The organism is Mycobacterium gallinarum (assembly GCF_010726765.1).
GTDB lineage: Bacteria > Actinomycetota > Actinomycetes > Mycobacteriales > Mycobacteriaceae > Mycobacterium > Mycobacterium gallinarum.
This window is the reverse complement of record NZ_AP022601.1, coordinates 1,462,845-1,482,862: the sequence shown is the minus strand read 5'-3', so window position 1 is coordinate 1,482,862 and position 20,018 is coordinate 1,462,845. Positions and strand designations below refer to the sequence as shown.

Annotated in this window: 20 protein-coding genes and 1 pseudogene; 4 read left to right on the top strand and 17 right to left on the bottom strand. The window is 66.4% G+C overall.

Going from position 1 to position 20,018, the window contains the following annotated elements:
• Positions 1-22: 22 nt before the first annotated feature.
• Positions 23-700, top strand: a complete 678-nt coding sequence (locus tag G6N42_RS07395) for a hypothetical protein (protein WP_163727970.1) — start codon at positions 23-25, stop codon at positions 698-700.
• On the opposite strand, the gene G6N42_RS07390 is transcribed toward G6N42_RS07395, so the two are convergent.
• From G6N42_RS07390 to G6N42_RS31045, 10 genes are all read right to left on the bottom strand, one after another.
• Entirely contained in the window at positions 690-1,613 is a 924-nt protein-coding gene (locus G6N42_RS07390; protein WP_163727965.1) for a cation diffusion facilitator family transporter, read from the bottom strand. The genes G6N42_RS07395 and G6N42_RS07390 overlap by 11 nt on opposite strands.
• Positions 1,613-1,999 carry an ArsR/SmtB family transcription factor gene (locus G6N42_RS07385; protein WP_163727961.1) on the bottom strand — a complete coding sequence of 129 codons (387 nt, stop codon included), beginning with the start codon at positions 1,997-1,999 and terminating at the stop codon, positions 1,613-1,615. Before G6N42_RS07385 ends, G6N42_RS07390 begins: the two co-directional genes overlap by 1 nt.
• 22 nt (positions 2,000-2,021) lie before the next feature.
• Positions 2,022-2,597: a hypothetical protein gene (locus G6N42_RS07380; RefSeq protein ID WP_163727958.1), complete on the bottom strand. Its 576-nt coding sequence runs from the start codon at positions 2,595-2,597 to the stop codon at positions 2,022-2,024.
• Between the two features lie 59 nt (positions 2,598-2,656).
• Positions 2,657-3,874 (bottom strand): LLM class flavin-dependent oxidoreductase, encoded by a 1,218-nt coding sequence (locus G6N42_RS07375; protein WP_232076098.1) that lies wholly within the window; start codon positions 3,872-3,874, stop codon positions 2,657-2,659.
• A 7-nt stretch (positions 3,875-3,881) separates the two neighbouring features.
• A complete protein-coding gene (locus tag G6N42_RS07370; RefSeq protein ID WP_163727956.1) occupies positions 3,882-4,895 on the bottom strand; it encodes an ABC transporter substrate-binding protein in 1,014 nt (337 codons plus the stop codon).
• A gap of 17 nt (positions 4,896-4,912) precedes the next feature.
• On the bottom strand, positions 4,913-5,635 hold the full coding sequence (locus G6N42_RS07365; protein ID WP_163727953.1) for an ABC transporter ATP-binding protein: 723 nt from the start codon (positions 5,633-5,635) through the stop codon (positions 4,913-4,915).
• Complete coding sequence (locus tag G6N42_RS07360; RefSeq protein ID WP_434059610.1) at positions 5,632-6,378, bottom strand: ABC transporter permease; 747 nt, start codon at positions 6,376-6,378, stop codon at positions 5,632-5,634. The genes G6N42_RS07365 and G6N42_RS07360 overlap by 4 nt, the downstream gene beginning before the upstream one ends.
• A gap of 195 nt (positions 6,379-6,573) precedes the next feature.
• Positions 6,574-7,293, bottom strand: a complete 720-nt coding sequence (locus tag G6N42_RS07355; protein ID WP_163727950.1) for a hypothetical protein — start codon at positions 7,291-7,293, stop codon at positions 6,574-6,576.
• 78 nt (positions 7,294-7,371) lie between these two features.
• The gene (locus tag G6N42_RS07350; RefSeq protein ID WP_163727947.1) at positions 7,372-8,634 is read right to left on the bottom strand and encodes an alpha/beta hydrolase; all 1,263 of its coding nucleotides are present in this window, start codon (positions 8,632-8,634) and stop codon (positions 7,372-7,374) included.
• A 54-nt stretch (positions 8,635-8,688) separates the two neighbouring features.
• Positions 8,689-9,018, bottom strand: a complete 330-nt coding sequence (locus tag G6N42_RS31045) for a hypothetical protein (RefSeq protein ID WP_163737106.1) — start codon at positions 9,016-9,018, stop codon at positions 8,689-8,691.
• Positions 9,019-9,155: 137 nt separating this feature from the next.
• On the opposite strand from G6N42_RS31045, the gene G6N42_RS07340 reads away from it, so the two are divergent.
• Positions 9,156-9,491: an RNA polymerase-binding protein RbpA gene (locus tag G6N42_RS07340; protein WP_006245254.1), complete on the top strand. Its 336-nt coding sequence runs from the start codon at positions 9,156-9,158 to the stop codon at positions 9,489-9,491.
• 35 nt (positions 9,492-9,526) lie between these two features.
• On the opposite strand, the pseudogene G6N42_RS07335 reads toward G6N42_RS07340, so the two are convergent.
• The 7 genes and pseudogenes from G6N42_RS07335 to cobN form a co-directional block, all read right to left on the bottom strand.
• Positions 9,527-10,279: pseudogene (locus tag G6N42_RS07335) on the bottom strand (polyprenol monophosphomannose synthase); the annotation flags it as partial.
• Complete coding sequence (lnt, locus tag G6N42_RS07330; protein WP_163727942.1) at positions 10,276-11,976, bottom strand: apolipoprotein N-acyltransferase; 1,701 nt, start codon at positions 11,974-11,976, stop codon at positions 10,276-10,278. The pseudogene G6N42_RS07335 and the gene lnt, both read right to left, overlap by 4 nt.
• On the bottom strand, positions 11,969-13,567 hold the full coding sequence (locus G6N42_RS07325) for an amidohydrolase (RefSeq protein ID WP_163727940.1): 1,599 nt from the start codon (positions 13,565-13,567) through the stop codon (positions 11,969-11,971). The genes lnt and G6N42_RS07325 overlap by 8 nt, the downstream gene beginning before the upstream one ends.
• Positions 13,568-14,035 carry an FxsA family protein gene (locus G6N42_RS07320; RefSeq protein WP_163727936.1) on the bottom strand — a complete coding sequence of 156 codons (468 nt, stop codon included), beginning with the start codon at positions 14,033-14,035 and terminating at the stop codon, positions 13,568-13,570.
• A 40-nt stretch (positions 14,036-14,075) separates the two neighbouring features.
• Positions 14,076-14,462 (bottom strand): PPOX class F420-dependent oxidoreductase, encoded by a 387-nt coding sequence (locus G6N42_RS07315; protein WP_163727934.1) that lies wholly within the window; start codon positions 14,460-14,462, stop codon positions 14,076-14,078.
• 73 nt (positions 14,463-14,535) lie between these two features.
• Positions 14,536-14,916, bottom strand: a complete 381-nt coding sequence (locus G6N42_RS07310) for a PPOX class F420-dependent oxidoreductase (protein ID WP_163727931.1) — start codon at positions 14,914-14,916, stop codon at positions 14,536-14,538.
• Positions 14,917-14,932: 16 nt separating this feature from the next.
• Positions 14,933-18,517, bottom strand: coding sequence for a cobaltochelatase subunit CobN (cobN, locus tag G6N42_RS07305; RefSeq protein WP_163727927.1), 3,585 nt, complete (start codon positions 18,515-18,517; stop codon positions 14,933-14,935).
• 59 nt (positions 18,518-18,576) lie between these two features.
• Here cobN and G6N42_RS07300 point away from each other — a divergent pair, with 59 nt between their 5' ends.
• Both G6N42_RS07300 and G6N42_RS07295 read left to right on the top strand, forming a co-directional pair.
• On the top strand, positions 18,577-19,395 hold the full coding sequence (locus G6N42_RS07300; RefSeq protein ID WP_232076499.1) for an AraC family transcriptional regulator: 819 nt from the start codon (positions 18,577-18,579) through the stop codon (positions 19,393-19,395).
• Between the two features lie 10 nt (positions 19,396-19,405).
• A complete protein-coding gene (locus G6N42_RS07295) occupies positions 19,406-19,807 on the top strand; it encodes a VOC family protein (RefSeq protein ID WP_163727921.1) in 402 nt (133 codons plus the stop codon).
• The last annotated feature ends 211 nt before the right edge of the window (positions 19,808-20,018 follow it).

Sequence of the window (20,018 nt, the reverse complement as noted above, 5' to 3'; positions counted from 1 at the left end):
TCGGCCCGCTAGCCTGGCCGGTATGCGACTCGCTGGGCTGATCGCGATCTTGATACTGGTGGCGGGGTGCTCATCCTCGACAGACGGCGGGGCCGAACGAATCACCCCGATACCGCCCAACACCAGCAGGCAGTCGTCGCCCACCACCACGACGAGCACGGTACCCACCACACCGCCGGACCCCGGCGCGCCGGTGGCCGAGGTCGTCGCCTGGATCGAGGCGGGTGACACGGCCGACGCCGCCGAGTACCACACCGCGGTGCGCGACGGGGTGACCACCGATCTCGGCGCGGACGTCGCGTTCGTCACACCATCGGGCAAGACCAACTGCATGACCGACTCGAAATATGCCGGTGGCGCCTTGGCGTGTCTGGTCGACCTCGTCAACCCACCGCCGCGGCCGGAGGACGCATACGGCGAGTGGAAGGGCGGCTGGGTCGACTTCGACGGGCAGAGTGTCGAGGTCGGGTCGGTGCGCGGCGATCCGGGCAGGTTCACCGCGGGAACAGGGCCCGAACTGCCCTACGGTCGGGCTCTGGGATTTGGCGACTACCAGTGCCGCGTCGACACCGTCGGTCTGTACTGCGCCAACCGCGCGCACGACACGGCGGTCCGGTTCAGCGACGCCGGTATCGAACCGTTCGGTTGCCTGCAGCCAGCCACTGCTCCCCCGCAGATCGGCGAGAGGTTCAGCTGCTGACCGGCTCGTGAGCCGGATAGGCGTGTACGACCACCGAGCCGAGCTTCGGAATGGCATGTGCCAGTTCATGTTCCGCGGCATGGGCAACTGCGTGCGCGTCGGCCAGGCTCAGTGACGGGTCGACGTCGAGCTCGGTGTCGGCTTCCAGTCGATGCCCGATCCACCGCATCCTGACGCGCCGCACTCCCCGCACGCCCGGCTGCCGCGACAGCACGGTGCGCGCGGTGTCCAGATATTCAGGATCGATGCGGTCCAACAACCGGCCGAATACATCCCGGGTCGCGATGACCAGCACGACCCCGATCGCGCCGGCGATGACCAAACCGACGATCGGGTCCGCAAGGGGAAAGCCCAGCCACACGCCCACCGCGCCGGCCACGACCGCCAGTGAGGTCAAACCGTCTGCGCGGGCGTGCATTCCGTCCGCACGCATCGCCGCCGATCCGATCCGGCGGCCCACTCTGATGCGATACACCGCCACGACCTCGTTGCCGATGAACCCAATGATCCCCGCGGCGACCACCCAGCTCAGATGGTTCAGCGGCACCGGGTCCACGAGCCGACGAACGGCTTGGACGGCGGCAACGAGCGCGGACACGGCGATGGCCGTCACCACGAACAGGCCCGCCAGATCCTCCACGCGTCCGAATCCGTAGGTGTACCGGCGCGTCGCCGGGCGTCGGCTCATCGCGAACGCGATCCACAACGGCACGGCGGTCAGCGCATCGGAGAAGTTGTGAACGGTGTCGGCGAACAGGGCGACTGAACCCGATACCGCGACGACGATCAGCTGCGCCGCCGCGGTGGTGCCGAGGAGCACCAGACTGATCTTGACCGCGCGGATGCCCGCGGCGCTGTCACGCAGCGCATCGTCGACGCGATCGGTGTGGTCGTGGGAATGTCCGACCCCCACTACCCCGCACCTTTCTCGTGCAGGACGCGCAGCTTGCCCTCGTCCAGGTGGTGTGCGGGGACCCCGCCCGTAGCGTGCTCCGCGTTGTGCACCGCATCGGTGACGAGTTGCCGGACGTGATCGTTTTCGAGCCGGTAGAACACCTGGGTGCCCTCGCGGCGAGTGCGCACCAAATGCGCCATCCGGAGTTTGGCCAGGTGCTGAGACACCGACGGCGCCGGTTTGGCGACCCTCGACGCGAGGTCGTTGACCGACATCTCACGATCGGCCAACGCCCACAGCAGCTGAACACGAGTGGCATCGGCCAGCATCCTGAACACCTCGACGACGAGGTCGGCCTGGTCATCGGCAAGCCGTCGTCCGCAGACCTGCTTATCTGCATTCATACGCAGATAGTAGCGCGAAGTTTCAGGTGAGTGGTTCGGCTCTGGCCCGCGCCCGGTCTGGATAGATCTGGGTCATGCCGATGGCACCGACGATCACGACCACCGGGATGACGGCCTTGGTCCAGCTGACCGTGGCCGGTGCCGCGACGGCGACGTATCCCAGGACCGCGATGAGCGCGAACACGAGAGCCCACATCAGCGTCAGCACCTGGTTGGTCCTGCGGAACGCCGCTTTCTCCCAGTCATGTCGCGGCGCTGACGGCGGTGCGTACTGCTGGGTGAAAGGGACGAACGCCAGTGATGCAAGGGCCATCAACGCGAGAACTCCGCCGGACAACGTGGTCGCGTAGGTGTCCATCCAGTCGCGGTCCTCGGCGCCGACGGCCATGCCGGCGACGGTGACCCCGACGAAGAACACCACCGTCACCACATCGAGCATGCGCGCCCCTCCCCGCCCTGCGGAGATGCCCAGGAACAGCGCCGAGATCACCGCGCAGATCGCCCCGAACATCCACGTGCTCGGGCCGTCGGCGACGACCCAATAGACAATCCACGGTGCGAAGCCGACGAATGGGCTGCGCTCGAACCACTCGTCCACGAGTCAGGTTTACCTAACTACCGACGCGGAGGCAAAAGCTGGGCTCCAGTCGGCGACCCTTACGCGACTCCCTTGTGTTTCAACAGCGGAAGCACGCCCTCGGCGAACCAGTAGGCCTCCTCGAGATGCGGATAGCCGGACAGGATGAACTCATCGAACCCGACCGAGTGGTACTCGTAAATCAGGTTCGCGACCTCTTCATGGCTGCCGACCAGCGCCGTGCCCGCCCCGCCGCGAACCAGGCCGACACCGGCCCACAGGTTGGGGTAGATCTCCAGGTTGTCCACCCGGCCACCATGCAGAGCGGTCATCCGGCGTTGACCTTCGGATTCCGACTTGGCATGCAGCTCAGTCTGTTTGGCGATCTGCTCAGGACTCAGTTCGGCGAGCAGCTCGTCAGCAACCCCCCACGCCGCCGCAGCGGTGTCGCGGCTGATGGTGTGCAAGCGGATGCCGAAGCGCACCTTGCGTCCTCGCGCCTCGGCGAGCTTGCGCACCTGCTCGATCTTGGCCGCCGCAGCCTGTGGCGGCTCACCCCACGTGAGGTACACGTCGACGTACTCGGCGGCGATCGGCAGTGCCGCGGCCGACGATCCGCCAAAGTAAATCTGCGGCAACGGATCCGGTGCTGCCGATACCCGCGCGTCCTTGATCGTGTAGTGCCTGCCCTCGAAATCGAGTGAGTCCTGACGCCACAACGTGTTGACAATGTGCAGGAACTCCCCCGTGCGTGCATAGCGTTCGTCGTGGCCCAGCCAGTCGCCGAAGCGGCGCTGCTCGACGTCGTCGCCGCCGCTGACGATGTTGAGCAGCACCCGTCCCTCGGAAAACCTCTGAAGGGTCGCGGCCTGCTGCGCTGCCAGCGTCGGGGGAACCAGCCCAGGCCGGAATGCGACCAGGAACTTCAGCCGTTCGGTTTCGGCGAGCAGGGCCGACGCCGTCAACCACGCGTCCTCGCACCAGGTTCCGGTCGGGGTCAGCACACCTTCGAACCCGAGGCGATCCGCGGCGCGGGCCACCTCCGCGAGATACCTGCGTGATGGTGCCCGGTAGGTGGCGGGCACGGTGTGGTGCGACGACGCGTGCGATGCGCCGACGATGGATCTGCTGTCGCCGTTGGTGGGCAGGAACCAGAAGAACTTCGCCGTCGGAGACGGCGATTCGGCTGGGGCCGTCGGAGACGGCGATTCGGCTGGGGCCGTCGGAGACGGCGATTCGGCTGGGGCCGTCGGAGACGGCGATTCGGCTGGGGCCGTGCCGGTTGGCTGGGCGGTCATATCGTTCCTAATTTCGGTCGAGGTAAAGCGGCGCAAGCGATTCGCTGTATCGGGTATCCACCCAGTTCTTGAACTCCGGTTTGTCGGAGATCTGGTTGGATTCAGCGAACAGATCGGCCAATTCTTGTTCGGACGCGACGAGCTGGGAAGAGAGATCGGTTGGTAGTCGTAGGCTTCGGCCCTGTGCAGCTGCCGCGACCGCCGGATCCAAGCCGACCGCGGCCGCATAACTCGCCGCCCATTCATCGGGGTTGTCCTGCGCCCATCGCGTTGCCTTGGCGTACCGCACGAGCAAGTCGCTCAGCGCGGTGTTGCGTTTCGGATCGGCGAGTGCGGCATCGGATGCGATCCCGAAACCGGCGCCGTTCGTGACGCCGGCAGCTTCGGCGATGCTGCGTACCGGGATGTCGGCCTCGGCCTGCGCCGTGTAGGGATCCCAGATCGCCCACGCATCGACCTGCTTTTGCCTGAACGCGCCAAGAGCGTCGGCGGGCTGCAGAAACACCAGCTCGACATCGGACGGCGAAAGACCGGCACGCTGCAGCTGAGCCAACACGTTGCCGTGAGCCGAGCTGCCCTTGCCCACGGCGATCTTCCTGCCGCGCAGGTCGGATACCGCGCGGATCGGCGAATCGGCGTGGACGAGTAGCTTGTCTCCCCTGCCGCTGCCGTCGTAGGCGGATACGACCTTCACCTTCGCGTTCGATGCCGCACCGAAGATCGGCGGCGTGTTACCGGTGATCGCGAAGTCGATCTTGCCCGCTGTGGCCGCCTCGATCTGAGGTGGGCCAGACGTGAACGTGGAGAACGCGATCTTGTACGGCAAATTGTCCAGCGCCCCTGCGGCACGCAGCAGTGATTCGGTGCCGCCCTTCTGATCGCCGACGTTGAGCGTCAGGTCCGACAGTTCCGAAAGCGCAACCGTTTCAGGCGCTTCGGAGGGGCCGGAGCTGTCCTGGCGGGAGACACATCCCGCGAGGAGCACCGCGAGTAGTGCAGTGACAACGGCGAGCTTCCGCATAGAGACCCCTTTTCGTATCAGTCGCGCACACCGAGCTGATCGAGCAGCTCTGCACGGTAGTGCTCGGAATTCGTCGATTGCCGTGGATCGTCGATCTCGAGGGTGTGGATGACTTCGCCCTCCTCGAGGACCACCACCCGATCGGCGAGCGCGACCGCCTCGTCCACGTCGTGCGTCACGAGAAGCACACCGAACCGGTGCTCGCGCCACAAATCGAGCAGTAGCGCCCGCATGCTCAACCGGGTCAACGCGTCGAGTGCACCGAAGGGCTCGTCGAGCAGCAGCAGTTCGGGTTCGGCCACCAGTGCCCGCGCCAGCGAAACGCGTTGCGCCTGACCGCCGGACAGTGTCAGGGGCCACGCGTCGGCCCAGTCGCTCAGCCCGACGTCGGCCAACGCCCGATCGGCGCTGGCCAGTACCTGCGCCCGCGGCAGCCTGCTACGGGTGAGACCGTACGCCACGTTGGTGCGCACGTCGCGCCACGGAAACAGGCGGGGTTCCTGGAAGGCCAGTGCAGGCGCTCCGACCACGGCGCGATGACCGGTGTGATCGGTCGACAGGCCGGCCAGGACGCGAAGCACCGTCGACTTGCCGGAGCCGCTCCGTCCGATCAGCGCGACGATCTCGCCGCTGTCAACGCGCACCGAAATATCGGTCAGGACATGGTGATCGCCGTACCACTTGTTCACGTCGCGCAGTTCGCCTGCGATGTGGGTTGTTCGTGATGCCGTCATTGTCATGTGCGGTACCTCAATGCTCGTCGTTCCAGTGCCCGGACGATGGCGTCGGTGCCGATGCCCAGCAGTGCGTAGACGATCAGTCCGAAGATGATGATGTCGATCCTCAGAAAGTCGCGAGCGTTGTTGATCAGAAAGCCGATTCCCTTGTCGGCGTTGATCTGTTCAGCCACGATCAGCGTCAACCATGCGATGGCCAGTGACTGCCGCAAACCGACCAGCACCTGGGGTGCGGCGCTGGGCACGATGATGGTGCGGAACCGTTGCCAGAACGAGAAGCCGAGCACCTGAGCCGTTTCGAAAAGCTTCGGATCCACCTGGCGGATCGCCGAGAAGGTGTTCAAATACAAGGGAAAACTCACCCCGAGCGCCACCAACAACACCTTGGGAAGCTCGCCGATACCGAACCAGAGAATGAACAGCGGTATCAGGCCGAGGTGTGGCAATGCCCGGACCATCTGCATCGGTGGGTCCACCGTCGCCTCGAACCAGCGGGACAGTCCGACGGCGGTTCCCAACGCAACGCCCAGAATTCCGCCGAGCAGGAGTCCTTCGACTACTCGGATACCGGAAACCCGCAGTGCATCGGTCAGCTGTCCGTTCTGCAGCACCTCGATGCCGGCCTCGGCAATCAACGAGGGTGCGGGCAGCACGTCCTGGGGTATGAGCCCCAGCGCGCTGCCCAGCTGCCACAACGCGATGATCACGACCGGGGAGGCCAGCCGGATCAAGCCCAATTTGCGCAGCTGCCATCTGGCATTCGCGGCGGGGACGGGCGCTATCGGCGCCGCGAGCTTGGCAGGACTGGTCACGGTACGTCGACGCTACGCACGCCACCTTGGGGTCAGTAGGTTTTGATTCTGCCTGATGCAAAGACATCGGCCCTGCCGATGTGAGTTGGCACACCGGCAGGGCCGTTGACTGACAACGACTTTGAGATGTCAGCCGAGCCGGAAACTCCCGTTGACCAGGGTCGGCGTCACGTCTTGGCCGTTGATCTTGGAGCTCATCTTGCCGTTGGACAGACGCGTGATCTGCTGGGCCTGCTGCAGTTGCCGCTTGTTGCGCACCTCGGAGCGGAACTGCGCGTCGTTGAGCTGCTGAATCTCCGCTTGTGTGATGTCACCGACGCTGCTGGTGCCGAACTGCACACCGATCGCCGAGCCGTCCTCGCGAACGACCCAGGACGCGCGGACACCGTCCAGCTCAGCGGTGTACATGCCCGCCTCGCCGGTCACCGGCTTCGCTGTGAACTGATATGCCACACCGTTCATGTTCAGATCGCCTTCGACGTTGGTGCCGTCGTACTCCGCGTTGAGGGTGTCGCGGAACCTCGACTTCACGTCGATCGTGCCGTCGGTCTGGTTTCCGAAGAACCATGCCTCGTCGTCGGTTCCGTTGCAGGCGTAGGCCGCAATCTCGTCGCCCTCGACGGAGATACCGATTGTCATCGTCTTGCCGTCGGGCGCCGTCATATCGGCGATGTAGCGTCCCGACTGCGGGAACGCGGTAGGCGCGGCTTCGGCGCTGGCGGTGGTGGTAGTCGGCGCCTCCGATGAGGAGGTCGCCTGATTGGATGATCCGCCCGAGCAGGCGGAGAGGGTGCCGAGCGCGACGAATGCGCTGATACCCACGAGCAGGGTGCGAGTGAGTTTCTTCATGTGACCAGCATGGATCTCCGCGACCGGCCTTACATGAAGAATGCATGGAGATTGCGTGGAGATCTGTACGGCAGCTGATCAGACAGCCAGAAATTCGTCGATCTCGGCCCGGAACACCTGCCACGCCGACTCGGTTGCGGTCAGCAGATGGTTGTTACTGGACAGCGCGACGAGGCGGGAATTCGGAATCAGCGACGCCAGTTCCTCGCCGTACCGCAACGGAACCCGATGATCGTCACGCGAGTGCATGATCAGCGTCGGGCAGGAGACCTCGCGCGCCAGGTCGCGGACATCGATGCGCCCGAACTCCTCGAGGAACCGCACCGCGTTCTCGGGCGACGTGGTGCGCCGCTGCAGTTGATCGAAGGCAGCCCAGTCGGCGCGGGTGCCGTCGGGAATGAACTGCGCGGCGAAGACCTGCCGGAACGCGGGATCGTCACGACCCCAACCGACTCGGGCGAGTTCGAGATCGAGCGCCGCGGCACGTTTTTCGTCCTCGCCGGACGCGCGAACTGCTCGGCCACCCGCGTAAGCGCTGCACAGCACCAGGCGGCTGACTTTCTCGGGATGACGGGCCGCGTAGGCCACCGCTACTGCGCCGCCCTGTGAGACGCCGAGAAGCGGAAACCGCTGCAGACCAAGCGCCTCCACGACGGACTCCAAGTCGGTCACCCAGTCATCGAATGTGAATTCTGTTGCATCCCAATCGGATAACCCGCACCCGCGCTCGTCGTAGCGAATGAATTGGCGGTTGTTCGACAGGTCGCGCACCCAGTGCTTCCAGACCGGGCTTTCGATGTCGTATCCGAGGTGGGTCATCCAGTTCGCGGCCCGCACGAGCGGCGGTCCCTCCCCCGCCACCGCGTAGGCAAGCCGCACTCCGTCGGCGGCCTTGCAGAACGCGATGTGCTGTCGTGGCGGCGGCGGCTCATCGGGTACCGCGATCTCCTGCGGCGCAGGTGCCGGCGGTTCGTCGGCGGTGAGGGTGCCGACGAACTGATAGCCGCGGCCGCGGACGGTCCGGATGAAGCGCTGCGACTCACCGTCGTCGCCCAGTGCGCGGCGGGCGGCCTTGATACGGCTCGTCAACGCGGCTTCGGTGACGAAGCGACCGCCCCACACCGAATCGAACAGTTCCCCTTTCGATACGAATCGGTGCGCGTTGCTCACCAATTGAGTCAGCACATCGAACACCTGGGGCTCGACGCGGATCAACTCTGCGCCGGATCGCAATTCATAGCGCTGGGTGTCCAGCACGAATTGTCCGAACCTCCACACGCCCGTCGAGGTGGGCACAGGGGATGAAGACTCAGGTGTTGACAAGGTCACGGCGGGTCCCATCGGGAGGTTTGCAGGTCATCGTAACGACGAGCAGCCCCCCGAGAAGGTTCGAAACTAACGCCAGCCGTCGGCCGCCCTGGCCGCACGCATCAGCGCGTCGCACAGTTGCCGCAACTCGATGCCGTCCGCGCCCTCGTCGACGGCGGTCGATACATCCTCGGCGGCACATCTGACCTGGTAGACGCGGTCGGCGAGCTCCGCGGCCTCGTCGGCGGTCAACACCACCGCGTCGGGTGCAAGTGAGGTGCCCCTGACAACGGATCGCTGTTCGTAGGCCCGCTGACGACACGACTGCCTGCAGTACTGCCTGCGTCGGCCCAGCCCAGCGTCAGCGACTTCGCGCCCGCACCAGCGACACGGTTGAGAACGTCGGCGGTTTTTCAATGTCCCGGGAACCACGGAGCCGACTGTAAACCGGCCGACGCAGGAATCCCGGTATCATCAAAGGCCGAGTCGGGAACTGCGTGTCGTGCCGCTGCGTTGATTCTCCGGAGAACTGCATTGACTGAGGAGTGTTGACCATGGCTGATCGCGTCTTGAGGGGTAGTCGTCTCGGTGCCGTGAGCTACGAGACCGACCGTAACCACGATCTTGCGCCGCGTCAGGTGGCTCGCTACCGCACCGACAACGGCGAGGAGTTCGACGTCCCGTTCGCCGACGACGCCGAGATCCCCCACACCTGGCTGTGCCGCAATGGTATGGAAGGCACGCTCATCGAGGGTGACGCGCCGGAGCCCAAGAAGACCAAGCCGCCGCGCACCCACTGGGACATGCTCCTGGAGCGCCGCTCGGTCGACGAACTCGAGGAACTGCTCAAGGAGCGCCTCGACATCATCAAGGCTCGCCGCCGGGGCTGATTTCGGGCTGGCTAGCGCGTCACGCCACGGCCGCGGGCGCGATCGAGGCGCCCGCGGAAACCCCACTCCGCGACCTTGAACAGCGCCTCGCGGATGTTGGATCCGCTCATCTTCGATTGGCCGAACTCACGCTCGGTGAACGTGATCGGCACCTCGACGACGACGAACCCGTTGTTGATGGTTCGCCACGTCAGGTCGATCTGGAAGCAATAGCCCTTCGAGTCGACCGTTGACAGGTCGATCTTCTCCAGCACCTCGCGCCGGTACGCGCGGTACCCGGCAGTGATGTCGTGGATGTCGACACCGAGCAGGATTCGCGAGTAGCCGTTGGCGGTCCGGGACAGCACCAGTCGCTTTCGCGGCCAGTTGCGGACTTGCCCACCCTTGACGTATCGCGAGCCGATCACCAGATCGGCGCCGTTGTCGATGCGGTCGAGCAGACGGTGCAGCTGTTCGGGCGGATGGCTGCCGTCGGCATCCATCTCGACCAGGACGCTGTAACCGCGCCCCAGGCCCCACTCGAAACCCGCCAGATACGCCGCTCCGAGGCCACCCTTGCCGGCACGGTTCATCACATGCACTCGGTCTGGATCGGCGAGCGCAAACTCGTTGGCCAGCTCGCCGGTGCCATCTGGGCTGCCGTCATCGACGACCAGGATGTGCACGTCGGGACATGCGTCCTGTACGCGTCCGACTATCAACGGCAGGTTTTCCCGCTCGTTGTAGGTGGGGATGATGACCAGCGTGCGCTGACTTGGGCGATCCCCGGGGCCCGGGCCCGTCGTCATTTAGCTCCTCTGTCTTTCGTCGTTCGTAGCCGACGAACGAAACTCCCATTGTGCAGTATCGCGGCGAGCAGAGCCCCAACGCCGATGGCGACCAGCACGCCCTCGACCAGCGGCGCCCATCGCGTCGCGGCTGTGAGCTGGGACTTCAGCCGCACCTGAGTGTCCAGGTAGGCGGGTTCGAAGAACTCGGTGCGGGCAAGCTCACGTCCGTCTGGCGCGATGACCGCGCTGATACCGGTCGTTCCGGCGACCACGACGTAGCGGTCATGTTCGACGGCGCGCAACCGCGCGAAGGCGAGCTGCTGTCGGCTCATCGCCTCGTCGAACGTGGCGTTGTTGGTGGGGACGGCCAGGATCTGCGCCCCATTGCGCACCGACTCGCGGGTGGCGCGGTCGAAGATCACCTCCCAGCACGTGGCGACCCCAATGGGTACGCCCGCGGCGTGCACCACACCGGTGCCGCTGCCGGGGATGAAATAGCCGGCGCGGTCGGCGTATGGCGACAACAGGCGGAAGAAGCTGCGCCACGGCAGGTATTCGCCGAACGGCTGGACGATTTGTTTGTCGTGACGTTCGTCCGGACCGGTCTCGGGGTTCCATACGATGACCGAATTGTTCGAGACCGGGTTGTCCCGGGTGTAGCCCGGCGCCGCCACCACACTTCCGACCAGGATCGGTGCGTCGATGGCGTCCGCAGCCGCCGAGATCTCCGCGTTCGCGTCCGGATTGGCCAGCGGGTCGATGTCTGAGGAGTTCTCCGGCCAGATGACGAACATCGGCTGTTGCGCCCGGCCCGCGCGCACATCGTCGGCCAGCCGCTCCGTTTCTCGGACGTGGTTGTCCAGGACCGCGCGCCGCTGGGCGTTGAATTCCAGGCCGAGTCTGGGCACGTTCCCCTGAACCGCGGCGACCGTGACCGGCTGTTCGTCGTCCGCGCCCATGCCCGAGTGCCGGACTTGCGGCCAGGTGAGCGCGGTCAGCAACAGGACGACGGTGACGCATGCCCCGGGGATCACCACCGCAGGCGGCCTCGCGGTTCTGGTACTGCCTGACCGCCACCACGTCACGATCTCCAGAGTGATTGCGGCCAAGCTGAATCCGATCAGCACGACGGCGAACGACAGCAACGGTGCGCCGCCCGCCTGTACCAGTGATATCAGCGGTCCATCGGTCTGGCTGTAGGCCACGACGCCCCACGGGAATCCGCCGAAGGGCACGGTCGACTTGAGCCACTCCTGCGCGGCCCACAGCCCCGCGAACCACAGTGGCCACCCCGGCAGCCGCCGGACAGCGACCGCCAGCGCGCCGAACAGAGCGGGGAAAAGTGCCTCGAGCATGCACAGCGCCAGCCAAGGAACCGGACCGACGAACCCGCTGACCCACGGCAGCAACGGCAGGTAGAAGGTCAACCCGAAAAGAAATCCGTAGCCGAATCCGCCTGCGACAGTGGTTGTTTCGCGGGTCAGCACCCATGCCAGCAACGCGAACGCCAGGAAAGCCATATACCACCAGCCGAACGGCGGGAAGCTCAGGCACAGCGCCAGACCGGCGACGATCGCGACGCTCAGCTGGGGCAGGCGTTCGATCACACCGTGACCGAACCGCTTTGCCCGCGAACGACGCTCGACCGGTTCGTCGGCTACGTCGTTTGCATCGTCGGCGTCGTCGAGGGCGGCGGGACGCACGTCGTCAGCCATGGATGACGACACCTCGGTGCACGGTTTGGCGACAGCGCGGCATTACGTCGTCGAGTCGAGGTAGCGCGGGTACGCGCGAGCGGGCATCGGTCGACCAGCGCTGCACCGCGCGAGACCCCGATTGGCTGGGCGCGCTGACCTCGAGCTCGTCGGCGTCCCAGACGGCGTAGCTTGCCGGGGCGCCGGGTGCCAGGGTGCCGGTCGCGCCGTCCCGAACGCCGGCGGCGCGCCATGCGCCACGGGTGGCCGCGGCAAACGCAGCGCGCGCGGACAGTGCGCTACCCCGGGTCTGATGCTGTGTTGCCGCACGTATGGTCGCCCACGGATTCATGCTGGTGACGGGGCTGTCGGAGCCGAAAGCGAGTGGCACGCCTTGGGATGCTAGCAGCGCAAACGGATTCAACGATCTTGACCGCTCGGCCCCGAGGCGCTGGGCGTACATGCCGTGTTCTCCCCCCCACAGCGCGTCGAAATTGGGCTGCATGCTGGCGACCACGCCCCACACGCCGAGCCGGTGCGCCTGATCCTCGGTCACCATCTCGAGGTGTTCTAGGCGGTGTCCGCACGCGGCGACCGCGGGTGCGCCGAATAGTTCTACGACGCGCTCGAACGCATCGATCACGGCGCCGACGGCCGCGTCGCCGATCACGTGGAACCCCGCGGTGATCCGCGCTTCCGTGCAGGCGCGCAGGTGTGCTGCGATCGCGTCGGTATCGAGATACGCGTTGCCGCAGCAGTCTGGCGCGTCGAGATAGGGGCTGCGCAGCCACGCGGTGCGTGAGCCGAGTGCACCGTCGACGAACAGGTCGCCGGCCAGTCCCCGGGCACCGGTGCGCGCGATCAGATCTCGCGCTTCGGCAGCGCTGCTCACCGCTTCACCCCAGTAGCCGATGACCTCGACACCGTGCTCGATGCCACGCACCTCGTTCCAGTCATCGAGGCCACCGATCTCCGGGCCCGCGCATTCGTGCACCGCGACGATGCCGAGTGCGGCGGCAGCATCCAGGGCGGCCAGCTGCGCGTCCCGTCGCTGCTCGGCGGTCAGCCCGTCGCGTGCGGCCGCGCGGACCACATGGTGTGCGTCGGCGGTCAGCGGCTGTTCCTTGGAAAAACCGTGCGCGCCGGCGAGACCGGGTGCGAGTCGGCGCAGTGCGGTCGAGGCGGCGGCGGAGTGGACGTCTACCCGGGCCAGGTATGCCGGCCTGTCGCCGACCGCTTCGTCGATATCGGCGGTGCTCGGCGGGGTTCGCTCGGGCCAGCGGGATTCATCCCAGCCATGTCCCCACACCGCACCTTCCGGGTGGGCGCGGGCGTAGTCACCGAGCAGTTGCAGGCAGTGCCCCAGCGAGGTCGCGCGCCGAAGGTCCAGCCCGATCAGGGTCAGTCCGGTCGCGGTGAGGTGGACGTGGCTGTCGACGAACGCCGGTGCGACGAAGGCGCCTTCCAGGTCGACGATCTGCGCGTCGGGATACTGCGCGCGGCCTACGTCGTCACTGCCCAGCCACGCCACGACACCGTCGCGCACCGCCAATGCGGACGCGTCGGGCATCGCCGGGCTGTGCACCCGGCCGTTCAGGAGGAGGGTCGTCACTTAGTCGGGTTTGCGCTCCACGGCAGCAGGCTCGATGTCGGTGACATCGATGACCTCGCCGTCAATGTAGTCACCGCGCGGCGCCCTGTAACGGGCAGCACTCTGAACGGTGATCAGCGGCATGCGACGCGCGGCCATGGCCGACACCATGGGACGGGCGGCCGCCCGCGTCGGCGGCAGCAGGAGCAGGGCGCCGATGACGGAGCTGGCCAAACCCGGGATGACGACGAGCACGGTGCCCAGCGCGACCAGCACGCTGTCCGCCGCCGCCCCGTGCATCGATGCCGGGTCGATCCCGGAGCGCAGCCGGCGGAAATGCCGTTTCACCTGGGATCCGGCCAGTGCAATGCCAACCACGAAGGTGCCGAGCAGCAGCAACATCGTCCAGCCGAAGCCGATTGTCGACACCAGCGCGACGATCACCGCCAGCTCGATGACCCAGTACAGAACAAGCAGCCGCATCGCCATGCATTGGACAACGTATGGGATGCCGCTCCGGGTTCCAGCCCTAGGCGGGCCTCACCTCGATGGCGCTGTGCACCTTGTCGATGCCCCCGCGGACGATCGCCTGCGGAATCCACCACCACGCGTGCCACCAGTACTTTTTGGTGACCATGTCGAAGACGCGTCGATTCTCGGACTTGGGCAGATTCCGCGCCACCGCCTCGACCGGTTCGCCCTTCGGCTTGTTGCCGATTGCGTAGGCCCGCTGAATGGTGACCCGCGGCGTGTTGTTGATGCGCTTGGTCTTCCACGAGCCGTCGTCGGTCGAGATAAGCAGTTTGCCGTCGTTGTACACGCCCCATACGGTCGTCGGCTTCGGCCGGCCGTCCTTGGTGTAGGTGGTCAGCAGCATGTACTTCGACCGGGCGATGTCTTCAAAGGTGTCTGCCATGGGTTCCGTTCTTTCGATGCCCAAACGATGCACAAGGATACCCACCGGCGGCGCCGCTGAAACGGTGCGTCGGCTACGGGGCTTTCAGTTCGATGGTCACGTTGTTCTTCATGCCACCGCGCAGCTTCGAGAAGACGTTGAACGTCTTGCCCAGCAGACCGTAGCGCTTTCCGATCAAGTCGTATGTGGTGGCGTTCGCCGATTTGTCCAGGATCGTCGCCACCGCCTCGACCGCTTCACTCTTCGGATTGCCGCTGCGGTCGCATTCCGCGATCGTCACGCGCGGGGTGTTCCGAATGCGCTTGACCTTCCACGACTTCTCCTGCGTGATGACGAGGAGACGGTCGCCGTCCGGGGGCGCCCAGACCGCGGTGGGCTTGGGTCGGCCGTCCTTGGTGAACGTGGTCAGCAGGATGTATTCCGATTTGGCAATGTCGGCAAAGGTCGTTGGCATTCCCCAAACGTAGCGGTCAGCCCTCGAGGTCGCCTTCGGTCTCCAACAGCACCTGCCGCAGTCCGTCGAGCGTCGCCTGGTCGGGCTGTGCCCACATGGCGCGGCCCGCCGCCTCCAGCAGCCTTTCGGCCATGCCGTGTAGGGCCCACGGATTCGACTCCGCCATGAACTTGCGGTTGTCGTCGTCGAGGACATACTCGGCTGACAGCCGCTCATACATCCAGTCGGCCATCACACCGGCGGTCGCGTCGTAGCCGAACAGATAGTCGACGGTCGCAGCCATCTCGAAGGCGCCTTTGTACCCGTGTCGCCGCATCGCGTTGATCCACCGCGGGTTGACGACGCGGGCGCGGAACACGCGGGCGGTCTCCTCCGAAAGGGTGCGGGTGCGGACTGCGTCGGGCCGGGTGTTGTCGCCGATGTAGGCGGCGGGCGCCTTTCCGGTCAACGCGCGCACCGTCGCGACCATGCCACCGTGGTACTGGAAGTAGTCGTCGGAGTCGGCGATGTCGTGCTCGCGGGTGTCGGTGTTCTTGGCTGCGACCGCGATGCGACGGTAGTTCTGGTTCATGTCGTCGGTCGCCGGCCTGCCGTCCAAACCGCGGCCGTAGGCGAAACCGCCCCACGCGGTGTAGACCTCCGCTAGGTCCGCGTCGTCGCGCCAGTTGCGGCTGTCGATCAGTTGCAGCAGACCGGCGCCATAGGTCCCCGGCTTGGAGCCGAATATTCGTGTCGTGGAACGCCTCCGGTCGCCATGCTCAGCCAGATCTGCCTGCGAGTGGGCGCGGACGTAGTTGTCCTCGGCCGCCTCGTCGAGACCCGCAACGAGTTGCACCGCGTCGTCGAGCATCGTGACGACATGCGGGAAGGCGTCGCGGAAGAAGCCCGAGATACGCACGGTGACATCGATGCGCGGACGGCCGAGTTCATCCAGCCCGATCGGTTCCAGGTTCACCACACGCCGCGACGCGTCGTCCCATACCGGCCGGACCCCCAGCAGCGCCAGCACTTCGGCGATGTCGTCGCCCGAGGTGCGCATGGCCGACGTGCCCCACACCGACAACCCGACCGAGCGCGGCCAGTCGCCGTGGTCCTCCCGATAGCGCGCCAGCAGCGAATCCGCCATCGCCACACCGGTTTCCCACGCCAGCCGCGACGGCACCGCCTTGGGATCGACGGAGTAGAAGTTGCGGCCGGTCGGCAGCACGTTGACCAGGCCGCGCAGTGGTGAACCCGACGGCCCTGCCGGGACGAAGCGACCGTCGAGCGCACGCAGGATCTGCGGGATCTCCGCTTCGGTGCCCGCCAGTCGCGGTACCACCTCAGTCGCCGCGAACCGCAGAATCGCCGCGACGTCGGCGTTGTCGGAGAGCGTGTCGACGACGGCGGGATCCCATCCCGAGTCCGCAAGTGCCACAACGAGTCCGCGGGCCTGGGCCTCGGCGGTGTCGACCGCGGCGCGTTCGTCGTGGCCGTCCTCGGCCAGGCCGAGGGCCTGTCGAAGTCCGGGCACGCTTTGTTCGCCGCCGAACAGCTGGCGGGCGCGCAGGATCGCGAGCACCAGATCGATTTCCGCCTCACCCGTGGGCTTTTCGCCCAGGATGTGCAGTCCGTCGCGGATCTGGACGTCCTTGATCTCGCACAGCCAGCCGTCGACATGCAGCAGCATGTCGTCGAACGAGTCCTCGTCGGGCCGGTCGTCGAGCCCGAGGTCGTGATCCATCTTGGCGGCCCGCATGAGCGTCCAGATCTGCTGCCGGATGGCGGGCAGCTTGCCGGGGTCGAGCGCCGCGATGTTGGCATGCTCGTCGAGCAGTTGTTCCAGGCGCGCGATGTCGCCGTACGTTTCGGCCCTGGCCATCGGCGGAATCAGGTGATCCACGAGCGTGGCGTGGGCGCGGCGTTTGGCCTGCGTGCCCTCCCCCGGATCGTTGACCAGGAAGGGGTAGATCAGCGGCAGATCGCCGAGCGCGGCGTCGGTGCCGCAGGACGACGACATGCCCAGGGTCTTACCCGGCAGCCATTCGAGGTTGCCGTGCTTGCCGAGGTGCACGACGGCGTCCGCGCCGAACATGACGTCGAGCCAGCGGTAGGCGGCCAGATAGTGGTGACTGGGCGGCAGATCAGGATCGTGGTAGATCGCGACCGGGTTCTCCCCGAAACCGCGTGGGGGCTGGACCATCAGCACCACGTTGCCCGCCTGTATCGCGGCGATCACGATCTCGCCGTCGGGATCGCGACTGCGGTCGACGAACAACTCGCCGGGCGGCGGGCCCCAGTGTTCGACCATCGCGTCGGTGAGTTCGGCAGGCAGGGTGGCAAACCACTCCCGATACTCCTTGGCGGGCAAGCGGATCGGATTGCCGGCGAGCTGACCGTCGGTCAGCCAGTCGGCATCCTGACCGCCGCGCTCGATCAACGCATGGATCAACGCGTCCCCATCCCCCGCGTCCAAGCCGGGAATGTCGTCGATCCGGTAACCGTGGTCGCGCATCGCGCGCAATAACGCGATCGCGCTGGCCGGCGTGTCGAGGCCGACGGCGTTGCCGATGCGGGCGTGTTTGGTGGGATACGCCGAGAACACCAGCGCTACCTTTTTCCGGGGGGCTGCGATTCCGCGCAGCTGTGCGTGGCGGACCGCAAGCCCCGCGACCCGGGCACAGCGTTCCGGGTCGGCGACATAGGAGATGAGGCCCTCGTCGTCAATCTCCTTGAACGAGAACGGGACCGTGATGATGCGGCCGTCGAACTCCGGGACCGCGACCTGGGTCGCGACGTCGAGTGGCGACAAACCGTCGTCGTTGTCCCGCCATTGCGAGCGTGAACTGGTAAGACACAGCCCCTGCAGGATCGGGACGTCGAGCGCGGCCAGATGCGCGACATTCCAGGTGTCGTCGTTACCACCGGCCGAGACGCTGGCCGGGGTCGACCCGCCGGCGGCCAGCACAGTGGTTACCAACGCGTCGGCGGTGCCGAGCAGCTCCAGCAGCTCGGTGTCGGCGGTGCGCAATGACGCGCAGAACACCGGCAGTGGCCGTCCGCCTGCTTCGTCGATCGCACGGCACAGCGCCTCGACATAGCCGGTGTTTCCGGCGAGATGCTGGGCGCGGTAGTACAGCACCGCGACAATGGGCCCCTCGGCACCTTCGGACGGATGCGCGAGGACGCCCCAGTTCGGTGTGGTGACCGGCGGTGCGAAGCCGTACCCGGTCATCAACAACGTGTCGCAGAGGAACGCGTGCAGTTGCCGCAGGTTGTCGACACCGCCGTTGGCGAGGTAGACGTGGGACTGCAGCGCGACACCGGCCGGCGTCGTGGAATGGCCCATCAGCTCGGCGTCCGGGGACTGCTCACCGCTGACGACGATCGTCGGCACACCGCTGGCCTCCAGCGCGTCGATGCCGTCCTCCCAGGCCCGGTAGCCGCCGAGAATGCGGACCACGACGATGTCGGCGCCACCGACGAGTTCGTCGAGCTCGCCGTCGACCAGCCGGGACGGATTGGCCCACCGATAGCCAGCACCGGTGGCGCGGGCGGTGATGAGGTCGGTGTCGGACGTCGACAACAGCAAAACCGTCGGCGATTGGGTCGGCGGAGTCACCCGTCATTACTACCCCACCGCTGCTGCGGGTGAGGACTAGCGTGGATCGAGTGAGCGCGATGTTCGCGTCCGGAACACCTCACCCGTCGCTGCGCGGCGTCGTGTTGCGCTATGAGGGTTACGCGGAGCGAGGCTCCGGTCCGGTGACGGTTCGCGAACTGCCGTGCACGTTCGTGCCGATCATCATCGACCTCGATGCGGGATGGACCGTCGCCCACCGCGAGCACGTACGGACCGGTCCGCTGCGGCTCAACTCGTTTGTCGCGGGAATCACCGACGGGCCGGTCATGGTCGGCCACGGCGGCTCCGCGCGCTGCCTGCAGGTCGATCTGACGCCACTGGGCGCCCGCCGGCTGGTCGGGATGCCGATGAGCGAGCTGGCCAACCGAACTGTGCCCATAGACGACGTCTTCGGCCGATTCGGATCCGAACTCGTGCAGCGGGTCGGCGACGCACCCAACTGGGCTGCCCGCTTCAGTCTGGTCGATGCCGTGATCCGGGCGCGGCTTGCCGACACCGAACCAGTCGACGCCGGAGTGGCGTGGTCGCTGCGCCGCATCACCGAGAGCTACGGTGCCGCGACGATCTCAGGCCTGGCAGCGGAGTTGGGCTGGAGTCACCGGCGGCTGATCGCGCGCTACCGCGACGCCGTCGGGCTGCCGCCGAAGCTCGTCGCGAGGATCGTGCGATTCGAGCGGCTCGCGGCCCTCGTGGCCTCCGAGCCGGCGGTCGATTGGGCCGGTGTCGCACTCGACTGCGGTTTCTTCGATCAGGCCCACCTGGCCCGCGAGGTACGTGAATTGGCCGACATCACCCCCACCGAGTTGCGGGCGCAGACCGTAAATTTCGTCCAAGACGAGGCGACGGTGTCGGCCTAGCGTCGATGTCATGACTGAAACCCTGACCACCAACGGAGCCGTGCCGATTGTTCCCTTCAGCGACCCGCGCGCCGGGATCGCTTGGCTCGAGCGGACATTCGGCGCCGTCGCAACCCTCGTGGTTCCCCCCGAACCTGACGAGCCGCTCAAGCACGCGGAGCTGAAGGTCGGCAACGGCCTGGTCATGATCGACGACGCGGCCCGCACCGACAGCCCGTTCGCGCTGCCGGGCCCAGTCGTGCTCTACGTCGTGGTGGACGACCCTGACGGGCTGCACGACCGGGCGGTTGCCGGCGGCGCCGATATCGTCATGGGGCTGACCGACCAGGACTACGGCTCACGCGAATTCGCCGCGCGCGACCCGCACGGCAACGTCTGGTGCTTCGGCACCTACCGACCGGGCCAGAGTTAGCGGCGGTTCCAGCGGTCGTACGTGCTCTGCGAGTACGGCAGCAGTCCGAGCGCGCCGATGAGCACGACCATCAAGGCGCCGAAAACGATGAATTCGAACATCGTTGTTCCTTCCTGACATCGCTTACTGCACACGCGTGCAGTTGTCAGGAACGTACTGCTCAAACGGCGGAAATAGCGCAACATGTGTGGGACAGATCACTAGAACCAAT

Bases quoted from the DNA above. Each gene is read 5' to 3' on its own strand.
- G6N42_RS07350 (WP_163727947.1), bottom strand. From the start codon at position 8,634: ATGGGACCCGCCGTGACCTTGTCAACACCTGAGTCTTCATCCCCTGTG.
- G6N42_RS07340 (WP_006245254.1), top strand. From the start codon at position 9,156: ATGGCTGATCGCGTCTTGAGGGGTAGTCGTCTCGGTGCCGTGAGCTAC.
- G6N42_RS07385 (WP_163727961.1), bottom strand. From the start codon at position 1,999: ATGAATGCAGATAAGCAGGTCTGCGGACGACGGCTTGCCGATGACCAG.
- G6N42_RS07320 (WP_163727936.1), bottom strand. From the start codon at position 14,035: ATGGCGATGCGGCTGCTTGTTCTGTACTGGGTCATCGAGCTGGCGGTG.
- G6N42_RS07365 (WP_163727953.1), bottom strand. From the start codon at position 5,635: ATGACAATGACGGCATCACGAACAACCCACATCGCAGGCGAACTGCGC.
- G6N42_RS07355 (WP_163727950.1), bottom strand. From the start codon at position 7,293: ATGAAGAAACTCACTCGCACCCTGCTCGTGGGTATCAGCGCATTCGTC.
- lnt (WP_163727942.1), bottom strand. From the start codon at position 11,976: ATGGCTGACGACGTGCGTCCCGCCGCCCTCGACGACGCCGACGATGCA.
- G6N42_RS07315 (WP_163727934.1), bottom strand. From the start codon at position 14,462: ATGGCAGACACCTTTGAAGACATCGCCCGGTCGAAGTACATGCTGCTG.
- G6N42_RS07310 (WP_163727931.1), bottom strand. From the start codon at position 14,916: ATGCCAACGACCTTTGCCGACATTGCCAAATCGGAATACATCCTGCTG.
- G6N42_RS07395 (WP_163727970.1), top strand. From the start codon at position 23: ATGCGACTCGCTGGGCTGATCGCGATCTTGATACTGGTGGCGGGGTGC.
- G6N42_RS07300 (WP_232076499.1), top strand. From the start codon at position 18,577: ATGTTCGCGTCCGGAACACCTCACCCGTCGCTGCGCGGCGTCGTGTTG.
- G6N42_RS07370 (WP_163727956.1), bottom strand. From the start codon at position 4,895: ATGCGGAAGCTCGCCGTTGTCACTGCACTACTCGCGGTGCTCCTCGCG.
- G6N42_RS07295 (WP_163727921.1), top strand. From the start codon at position 19,406: ATGACTGAAACCCTGACCACCAACGGAGCCGTGCCGATTGTTCCCTTC.
- G6N42_RS07375 (WP_232076098.1), bottom strand. From the start codon at position 3,874: ATGACCGCCCAGCCAACCGGCACGGCCCCAGCCGAATCGCCGTCTCCG.